Origin of the sequence: Microvirga massiliensis, assembly GCF_001006805.1 — a bacterium.
Lineage (GTDB): Bacteria > Pseudomonadota > Alphaproteobacteria > Rhizobiales > Beijerinckiaceae > Microvirga > Microvirga massiliensis.
This window is the reverse complement of sequence record NZ_LN811363.1, coordinates 22085-24098: the sequence shown is the minus strand read 5'-3', so window position 1 is coordinate 24098 and position 2014 is coordinate 22085. Positions and strand designations below refer to the sequence as shown.

Here is a 2014-nt window from a genome sequence, read left to right as displayed (position 1 = left end):
GCCATCGATCCGGTAATCGCGATTATGACCCGACGCACGCAGGGCCTCTGCACCAAGGGCAGAGCGGAAGCGATCCAGGCAAGAGGCTGTTGGCCTGGGACGTTCCCGGGGCGGCGTCACGACAAGGCCCGATCGACGGCGCAGAGAATCGTTCGGACTCGATCGCGCGGTTGGCCGCAAGAAGTCTTGGCCTAGGTTATGCGATGGTTCGGTTCCCTCGCGGCCGAGCCGTTGTTGGTTGCCTTTCATCAGGCTCGTCAGCGTCCCTGGAGGGAACGACCGTGCCAAACCACAGCCGGCTAGAACCCCTCGGACAGGTCGATCTCGCCTTTTCTGACTGGCGGCCTCTGCGACACGTGGAGGATCCCCTCCACAAGGATCTGTCCGCCGTCGCGCGCGTCGGCGACAGTCTCTTTCTCGCCTGCGACGAGACCGCGAGCATCGAGCGGTTGCGGCGCATTGGGGACGGCCGGTTTGGCGAGCATCGGCATTTCGCCCTTGACGGGCTCGTCGACCTGCCGGCCGGCCCCGAAGGCGAGATGGACATCGAAGGCCTGTGCGCGGTGGATGGCTTTCTCTGGATCGTCGGATCGCATGCACTCAAGCGCAGCAAACCGAAGCGCGCGGAGAGCGATGCCGATGACGCCCTGCGGCGGATGGAGCAGGTCGACCGCGAGCCGAACCGCCACTTCCTGGGCCGGATCCCACTGATCGAGGAGGCGCCGGGCTTGTGGATGCCGACCCGCTCGGACGGTCGGCGCCAGGCCACCTGGGCCAGGTTCGGCAAGAGGAGTAGCGCCCTCACGGACTGGGTCGCCGGGGATCCGCATCTCGGCCCCTTCCTGACGATCCCGGCCAAGGAGAACGGGTTCGACGTCGAGGGTCTGGCAGTGCGGGGGGATCGGATCTGGCTCGGCCTGCGTGGCCCGGTGCTGCGAGGCCACGCGGTGGTGCTCGACCTCGAGATCACGGAGAAGACACCGGGCCAACTCAAGGCCCGCCGCACCGCGGGTGAGCGGCGCTACCGCAAGCACCTCCTCGACACGCGCGGCCTTGGCATCCGCGACATGTGCTTCGACGGCGACGACCTCCTTCTGTTGGTCGGGCCCACGATGTCCCTGGAAGGGCCGGCGTTCGTGCTGCGCTGGCGGGATGCGGTCCACGACGACGTCTCCGGCGTCATCGCCCCGGACCGCATCGAGACGGTCGTCGAGCTGCCGTATCGATTGCATGCCGATCACCCGGAGGGCATCGATCACTGGCCGGAGGCCGGCCCCGGCGCCCTGCTCGTCATCTATGACGCCCCGGCCCCGGAGCGCACGGACCCGGATGCCTTCACGGTGCGCGCCGACCTGATCGGCCCGCGCCGGCCGAAGGCCGGGTCACGGGCCAAGCGCGTGGCGGCGTTGGCGTCCTAGGATTCGGGCCGAAGCGCGTTACGCAGGACGGCCTTCGGCCCGTCAGGCGGTTTGCGTCCGGCCCGGGGCGCCGGGTCCGCTTGTCCGCACGACACGCTAGCAGCGACGGAGCCGCGGCTGACCAGACGCATCCATCAGCATGCGACCGTTCCGGTCGTACCTGTAGCAGTAACCGGGGGACGCCTGTGCGACCCGAGCGCCTGCGGTCGCACCCGTGGCGGCACCCGCGGTCGCACCCACAGCCGCGCCGCCGACGCCGCCGACCACCGCACCGACGGGACCGCCGATGAGCGCGCCCGTTGTGGCCCCTGCCGCGGTTCCCGTCGTCGGTGAACAGGCTGCAATGGCGACGCAAGCACACAGAGCGAGAGCAAGCTTGCACATCTGCCGCTCCTCTTCTGGATGCTGGTTTTCGGCCCCTCCGCGGGCCGTGATCGCCCGCGAAGCGTCTCTTGCTAACGTGGCAGGCCCGGTAGAGTTGCCGCAGCATCGGCCTCCGGTGGAGGCACACTTCAGGGCCTAGGGGTTCGGGGCGCTCACGCGCGCATCGGACGGAAAGCAGCGCCGTTCTTCGCGCCGAACAATGCTCCCGGGCC

2 protein-coding genes are annotated in these 2014 nt (G+C 69.0%); one reads left to right on the top strand and one right to left on the bottom strand.

Annotated features, from left to right (window positions below; genetic code table 11):
• Nucleotides 1-281 precede the first annotated feature (281 nt).
• Nucleotides 282-1418, top strand: coding sequence for a DUF3616 domain-containing protein (locus BN1233_RS32465; protein ID WP_052764025.1), 1137 nt, complete (start codon nucleotides 282-284; stop codon nucleotides 1416-1418).
• 96 nt (nucleotides 1419-1514) lie between these two features.
• Here BN1233_RS32465 and BN1233_RS32460 read toward each other — a convergent pair whose 3' ends face one another.
• Nucleotides 1515-1802, bottom strand: coding sequence for a hypothetical protein (locus BN1233_RS32460; protein ID WP_046867815.1), 288 nt, complete (start codon nucleotides 1800-1802; stop codon nucleotides 1515-1517).
• Nucleotides 1803-2014: the final 212 nt, after the last annotated feature.

Excerpts from the sequence above, each read along its gene's own strand:
- BN1233_RS32460 (WP_046867815.1), bottom strand. The coding sequence starts at position 1,802 with ATGTGCAAGCTTGCTCTCGCTCTGTGTGCTTGCGTCGCCATTGCAGCC.